Here is a 7,056-nt window from a genome sequence, read left to right on the forward strand (position 1 = left end):
TGGCAGGTGGCGCCGCTGCCCGAGGCGCTGCAGGACCGCCGGGTCGAGATCACCGGCCCGACCGATCCGAAGATGGTCATCAACGCGCTGAACTCCGGCGCCAAGGTGTACATGGCGGACTTCGAGGATTCGACCGCGCCGACCTGGCGCAACCTGGTCGCCGGCCAGCGCGCGCTGGCCGAGGCGGTGGCCGGGACCCTGACCTTCACCGCGCCGGCCGCGCGCGACGGCAGCCCGGGCAAGCGCTATACGTTGCGGCCCTACGAGGAGCAGGCGGTGCTGATCGTGCGCCCGCGCGGCTGGCACCTGGACGAGAAGCACGTGCTGGTCGATGGCCAGCCGCTGGCCGGCGGTCTGTTCGATGCGGCGCTGTTCGCCTTCCACAACGGTCGCGCGCTGCAGGCCAAGGACCGCGGTCCGTATCTGTACCTGCCCAAGCTGCAGTCGATGGAGGAGGCGGCGCTGTGGGAGACCGCGCTGGCCCACATTGAGGATATGCTCGGCCTGCCGCAGGGCCAGATCAAGGTCACCGTGCTGATCGAGACGCTGCCGGCAGTGTTCGAGATGGACGAGATCCTGCATGCGCTGCGCGGTCGCATCGTTGGCCTGAACTGCGGCCGCTGGGACTACATCTTTTCCTACCTGAAGACCTTCCGCCGGCATCCGGACCGGGTGCTGCCCGAGCGCGGCCAGGTGACCATGACCCAGCCGTTCCTGAAGGCCTACTCGGAACTGCTGATCCGCACCTGCCACCGCCGCGGCGCGCATGCGATGGGCGGGATGGCCGCGCAGATTCCGATCGGCCACGACGAGGCGGCCAACGAGCAGGCGATGGCGCGGGTGCGCGCGGACAAGCTGCGTGAAGTCACCGCCGGCCACGACGGCACCTGGGTGGCGCACCCGGCGCTGATCCCGATCGCCCGTTCGGTGTTCGACGAGCACATGCGCACGCTGAACCAGCACGCGGTGCGCCGCGATGACGTGCAGGCCGACCGCGACACGCTGATCGCCCCGTCCACCGGCACCATCACCCGCGCCGGCTTCGAGGGCAACATCGAAGTGTGCGTGCGCTACCTGGCGGCGTGGCTGGACGGCAACGGCTGCGTGCCGATCCACCACCTGATGGAGGACGCCGCCACTGCCGAGATCAGCCGCAGCCAGTTGTGGCAGTGGCTGCACGTGGGCGGCCTGCACCTGGACGACGGCACCGCCATCGACTTCGCCCTGTTCGACGCCTGCCTGCGGCAGTTGCCGGCACGGCTGGGCGAGCGCGCGCTGCTGCCAGGCGGGGCGCGCGTGGACGAGGCCATCGCGCTGCTGGATCGGCTGACGCGCGACGAGGCGTTGGCCGACTTCCTGACCTTGCCGGCCTATCAGTTGATCGATTGATGGGAAGCCGGGAATGGGGATTTGGGAATGGGGAATCGTGAAAGCGGTCTCCCTGCATCGGATTCCTTCCGTGTCCGCCAACGCTGTCTATCCGACCACACCCCCACCGTTTCATCGCTGCATCCATTTTTTCGAGGAGAACGCCAGATGAGCACCACGCTGCAGACCGCCGAACAGATCCAGCGCGACTGGGACACCGATCCGCGCTGGGCCGGGATCACCCGCAACTACACCGCCGCCGACGTGGTGCGCCTGCGCGGCACGGTGCATGTGGAGCACTCGCTGGCCCGGCTCGGCGCCGAGAAGCTGTGGAAGTACCTGCACGAAAAGGACTTCGTCAACGCGCTGGGCGCGCTGACCGGCAACCAGGCGATGCAGCAGGTCAAGGCCGGGCTCAACGCCATCTACCTGTCCGGCTGGCAGGTCGCCGCCGACGCCAACCTGGCCGGGCAGATGTACCCGGACCAGTCGCTGTACCCGGCCGACTCGGTGCCGGCGGTGGTCAAGCGCATCAACAACACCCTGCTGCGCGCCGACCAGTTGCACCACGCCGAGGGCAAGGACGAGATCGACTTCCTGCAGCCGATCGTGGCCGATGCCGAGGCCGGCTTCGGCGGCGTGCTCAACGCCTTCGAACTGATGAAGGCGATGATCGAGGCCGGCGCGGCCGGCGTGCACTTCGAGGACCAACTGGCCTCGGTGAAGAAGTGCGGACACATGGGCGGCAAGGTGCTGGTGCCGACCCGCGAGGCGATCGAGAAGTTGAACGCCGCGCGCCTGGCCGCCGACGTGATGGGCGTGCCGACCCTGCTGGTGGCGCGCACCGATGCCGAGGCCGCCGACCTGGTGACCAGCGACATCGACCCCAACGATCGCCCGTTCACCACCGGCGAGCGCACGGTCGAGGGCTTCTTCCGCACCCACAAGGGCCTGGACCAGGCGATCAGCCGCGGCCTGGCGTACGCGCCCTACGCCGACCTGATCTGGTGCGAGACCGGCAAGCCGGACCTGGAGTTCGCGCGCAAGTTCGCCGAGGCCATCCACGCCAAGTTCCCCGGCAAGCTGCTGGCCTACAACTGCTCGCCCAGCTTCAACTGGAAGAAGAACCTGGACGACGCCACCATCGCCAAGTTCCAGCGCGAGATCGCCAGCTACGGCTACAAGTTCCAGTTCATCACCCTGGCCGGCTTCCATGCGCTGAACTACTCGATGTTCAACCTGGCGCACGGCTACGCGCGCCGGCAGATGAGCGCCTTCGTCGAACTGCAGGAGGCCGAGTTCGCCGCCGCCGACCGCGGCTTCACCGCGGTCAAGCACCAGCGCGAGGTCGGCACCGGCTACTTCGATGCGGTGACCCAGGCAATCCAGCAGGGCCAGTCCTCGACCACCGCGCTGAAGGGCTCGACCGAGGAAGAGCAGTTCCATGGCGAGAAAGCGGCCTGACCTGCAGCCAGGCGCGCCGATCGATCGCCCCTCCCTGGCAGGAGGTGGGAAGCCCGGGTTCGCCCGGGCTTTTTTTCATGCGCTGCCGTCGGCGGAACGGCGCTGTCTACCGCGTGCGACAGATCGCCGCAGCGGCGGCTTGCGATGTCTCTTGCAGTGACGAGATTGCCTGTGAAACGTATCGTGAGCGCGGCGTGTAGGTGCTATGCTCCACGGACAGGGCCAGCGACGTCACATTAGGGGGCCGGATGAGCTGCGACAGCGCCGCATCCACCGCACGCGGCACAATTTCCAACGCTGCGGTCGCTCCGAAGCCGAACGAGCTGGCGGTGCTGACCGCCGCAGAATTGCGTCTGTTTTCCGAGTTCGGTCGCGCCCGGACGGTGCGCGCCGGCGACGTGCTGTTCCGCCGCGGCGACGGCGGCAGCGCGATGTTCGTGATCACCAGCGGCGTGATCGATCTGGATTTCGGCGAGGACCTGGTGGTCAAGCACCTGGGCCATGGCGAGTTCTTCGGCGAGCTGGGCCTGCTGATCGGCAACCACATGCGCAGCGCCGACGCGCTCGCCGCCAGCGACGGCGCCCTGGTGGAACTGGACCACGACGACTTCCAGCGCCTGGTCGAGCGCGACCCGGGCGTGGTCGCCTACTTCCTGCGCCGCACGATCATGCGCGTGGTGATGAACGAGCAGACCCTGATCCGTCAGCTGCGCCGGCGCAACCGCGACCTGGAAGCGGCGCTGGACAACCTCTACGCCACCACCCACCAGCTCAGCCAGACCGAGGAACTGGTGCGGACCGACGAACTGACCGGTCTGCACAACCGCCGCGGACTGATCCTGCGCCTGCAGGAGTGTCGCCGCGATGGCCGCTCGCCCGGCCCGGGCCTGCTGCTGATCGACTGCGACCGCTTCAAGCACATCAACGACGCCCACGGCCACCTGGTCGGCGATCGTGTGCTGCAGAACGTCGCCAACATCCTGCGCTCGGTGGCCGGGCCGGACGACACGGCGTGCCGCCTGGGCGGCGACGAGTTCTGCCTGCTGGTGGCCGCCGGCACGGTCGAGGACCTGCGCCGCATCGGCGAGTTCGTGCTCGCCACCGTGCAGAACCTGCTGGGCGTGCCGCACCCGGCGCCGCACATCTGCCCGGTCAGCATCGGCATCAGCCGCGTCGATCCGCATTCGGACTGGAACGACTGGTACGCCAACGCCGACGCGGCGCTGTACGAAGCCAAGCGCCAGGGCGGCAACCGGCTGTACTGGCACGACCTCGCCTCCGCCCCCTGCTGAGCTACCGCGTCCCCGCCGAGCCGCCGCCATGACCGATGATGCCACCGCACCGCAGCCCGAGGTCCCGCAGCTTCGTACCCTGCTGCTGACCGACCTGTGCGATTCGGTGGCGCTGGTGGAAAAGCTCGGCGACGCCAATGCGGCCGACCTGTTCAGGCGGCACGACTCGCTGGTGCTGGAGTTGCAGCAGCGTTGGCGCGGCCGTCTGATCGACCGTTCCGACGGGCTGCTGCTGTTGTTCGAACGGCCGATCGACGGCCTCGGCTTCGCCCTGGACTACAGCCGCGGCCTGCATGCGCTGGGCGCGTCGCGCGCGCTGGACCTGAAGGTGCGCGCCGGCCTGCATGTGGGCGAAGTGCTGACCTGGCGCAACAGCGACGCCGCCGTGCAGGTGGGCGCCAAGCCGTTGGAAGTGGAAGGCCTGGCCAAGCCGACCGCGGCGCGACTGATGACCCTGGCCCGGCCTGGGCAGATCCTGCTGTCGGCGGTGGCCGAGTCGCTGACCCATCGCGCCGCGCGCGAACTGGGCGAGCGCGGCGAGCGCCTGCTGTGGAAATCGCACGGCCGCTGGCGCTTCAAGGGCGTGCCCACCCCGCTGGAGATCTACGAAGTCGGCGAGATCGGCCACACCCCGCTGCGCGCGCCCAAGCCCACGCCCAAGGCCTGGCGCGACATCCCGCTGTGGCGCCGGCCGGCGGCGCTGGCGGCGGAGGCGGCGCTGATCGCCGCGTTCGCGGTCGGCGCCTGGTTCGTCACCCGCCCGCAGCCGGCCATCGCCTTCGCCGAACGCGACTGGGTGGTGGTGGGGGATTTGCGGAATCTGACGGGCAATCAGGTACTCGACGAATCGCTGGATCAGGCATTCCGGATCAGCCTCGAGCAGTCGCGTTACGTGAATCTGCTGAGCGATCTCAAGGTGAGGGATACCTTGATACGAATGCGGCGTAGTCCGGACAGCCGCATTGACCGGGCTACTGCGTCGGAAATTGCGCAGCGAGATGGAGCGAAAGCCGTGCTCTTGCCAACGGTTGCCGAGGTAGGTGGGCGACTGAGGGTGAGCGTCGACGTCGTTGATCCCACAAGTGGTGTAACAGTATTGGCACTATCGAAAGACGGGAAAGGCCTGGATTCCGCACTGGCCTCAATCGACAACGTTACTATCCAGCTGCGAGACAAGCTGGGCGAAGCGATGGAATCGATTGCGCAGAGTGCTCAACCGTTGCCACAAGTGAGTACCTCCAGTATCGACGCGCTACGTGCTTATGCGCTGGGCGTTGATGCCTACGCCCGAAAAGAAAACGACTTGGCGATTGAGTATTTCACGCGGGCACTCGAACTGGATAAGGATTTCGCGCTTGCTCACGCCGCCATCATGAGGGTCTACGCGAGTCGGGCCGAACCAGCGTCAGCCGAGCCGCACCTTCGTGCTGCGCTGAGCCATCTGGATCGTCTTCCAAAGCGAGACCAGATTTATTTGCTCGCGTGGAAGTCTCAGTACTATCCGAAGAAGGGCGATGATCCCGCTCGTAGGTGGAAGCTCTTGGCTCAGCTGTATCCCGATTATTACGCTGGCGCCGCGAATTATGCGTGGGCTGCAATGGAGGATGGTGATTATTTAGAGGCAATCAAGTACCTGAAGTCCGCGGTAGCGGCAAATAATCCATTGCGCGGTTATGCCTTGGCCCAGTTGGCCAGGGCTGAACTGGGGCAGGGCCGGATAAGAGAGTCGATGGAGTATTTCCGACAGTCTGATCAGGAGTTCGGCCCATCCGCTGGGCTAGGGAGCGCTCTTGCCTTGGCCGCCTACGGAGATCTTCCGGCAGCCCAGAGTTTGATTGATCAACAGGGCGATAGGAGAGTAGCCGCCGCTAGTCCGACCGATGTCATCACGCGTATCGCTGTTCTTGCTCAGCGTGGGAATCTGGCAGAGGCTGCGTCTGTCGCGGAGGAGAAAGCCGCGCATATCAAGCCGGATTCCGAATTGCTATATTATGACTTTAAATTGATCGCATTATCTTTGCGAATAAATAAGCGGGAAGACGGAGCTTTGCAAAATGAACTTCTCAAGTGTGCAAGAGAGTTATCCAAAAGTGTTTCTCTGAGGTCGCCTGTAGAGAGATCAGACTACATGGCGTTGGCCTTGGCGTCCGTGTATTTGTTGCAACGTTCCGGATTCAAACAGGCACCTGAAGAATTGCAAGAGCTCATCCATCTGGGCGAGATTTCCGGCGATGCTACAGCCCACAGAATGATTCTCTTGATCAAAGCAAAGCAATTCTTACAAGAGGGAAGTCCACGTCGCGCCGTCGCTCTGTTGCAGCCACAGCTCAACGGTAAAGAGCTGTTCCAGTCCAGAGTCGTAATGAGGGATGCATTGGAAATAATTGGTGACTCCAAAGCAGCTCTCGTGCAGGATCGCGCGATTGTTCTGGGTAGGGGGCGCGGGTATGCTGAAGTCTCGGGTAGCTCCATCTTCCAGCCCCTTAATGTGATCGACGCCGCTGCGGCATCGACACGAGTTAAGGGGCTGGGCCTCACTGCCGAGCGATCAACCGCCAGCCTTTAGGTATTTTTCAACCTGGTCGGCCTCAAAGCAGTGTGGATTGTGAAATGCCATGTCCGAGATGAGATACGCCAGAAGGAGTTCTCTGGTGGCGATCAGCTCTTCTTTTGTTGCCATTATTCCTACTTCTAAGCAACTCGTGTCGGCATCGGCATCTAGTAAAATGCCAATGGAGGCGAGTGCCGCGACGGGGTCATTTTGGAAAGCCGTGCGGAAAGCGTCATCTGTAATCAGCGCGTCGAGTAACCGCGCGGCACCTGCAGGGTCTAGCGGAGAGGAATGCGAGGAATTGCTTGTCATGATCAATTTTCTCTATTGTAAAGTGGGGTTCGAATCTTCAAGGTACGCGGTGTAACGCCTATCTATCGG

5 protein-coding genes are annotated in these 7,056 nt (G+C 64.6%); 4 read left to right on the forward strand and 1 reads right to left on the reverse strand.

The genetic code is table 11. From position 1 onward, the window contains the following. From aceB to D180_RS01965, 4 genes are all read left to right on the forward strand, one after another. Positions 1-1,389 (forward strand): malate synthase A (aceB, locus tag D180_RS01950; RefSeq protein WP_017911456.1); only part of this gene is annotated, 1,389 nt, incomplete at its 5' end. A gap of 147 nt (positions 1,390-1,536) precedes the next feature. Then, positions 1,537-2,832: an isocitrate lyase gene (aceA, locus tag D180_RS01955; protein ID WP_017908067.1), complete on the forward strand. Its 1,296-nt coding sequence runs from the start codon at positions 1,537-1,539 to the stop codon at positions 2,830-2,832. Positions 2,833-3,080: 248 nt separating this feature from the next. Beyond that, complete coding sequence (locus D180_RS01960) at positions 3,081-4,124, forward strand: GGDEF domain-containing protein (RefSeq protein WP_017908068.1); 1,044 nt, start codon at positions 3,081-3,083, stop codon at positions 4,122-4,124. A gap of 28 nt (positions 4,125-4,152) precedes the next feature. Beyond that, positions 4,153-6,690 (forward strand): putative peptide modification system cyclase, encoded by a 2,538-nt coding sequence (locus tag D180_RS01965; RefSeq protein ID WP_017911457.1) that lies wholly within the window; start codon positions 4,153-4,155, stop codon positions 6,688-6,690. On the opposite strand, the gene D180_RS22710 is transcribed toward D180_RS01965, so the two are convergent. Beyond that, a complete protein-coding gene (locus D180_RS22710) occupies positions 6,673-6,987 on the reverse strand; it encodes an NHLP-related RiPP peptide (RefSeq protein ID WP_157835405.1) in 315 nt (104 codons plus the stop codon). The two genes, D180_RS01965 and D180_RS22710, sit on opposite strands and share 18 nt — an antisense overlap. Between the last annotated feature and the right edge of the window lie 69 nt (positions 6,988-7,056).

This window comes from Xanthomonas sp. SHU 166 (genome assembly GCF_000364685.1).
Taxonomy (GTDB): domain Bacteria; phylum Pseudomonadota; class Gammaproteobacteria; order Xanthomonadales; family Xanthomonadaceae; genus Xanthomonas_A; species Xanthomonas_A sontii.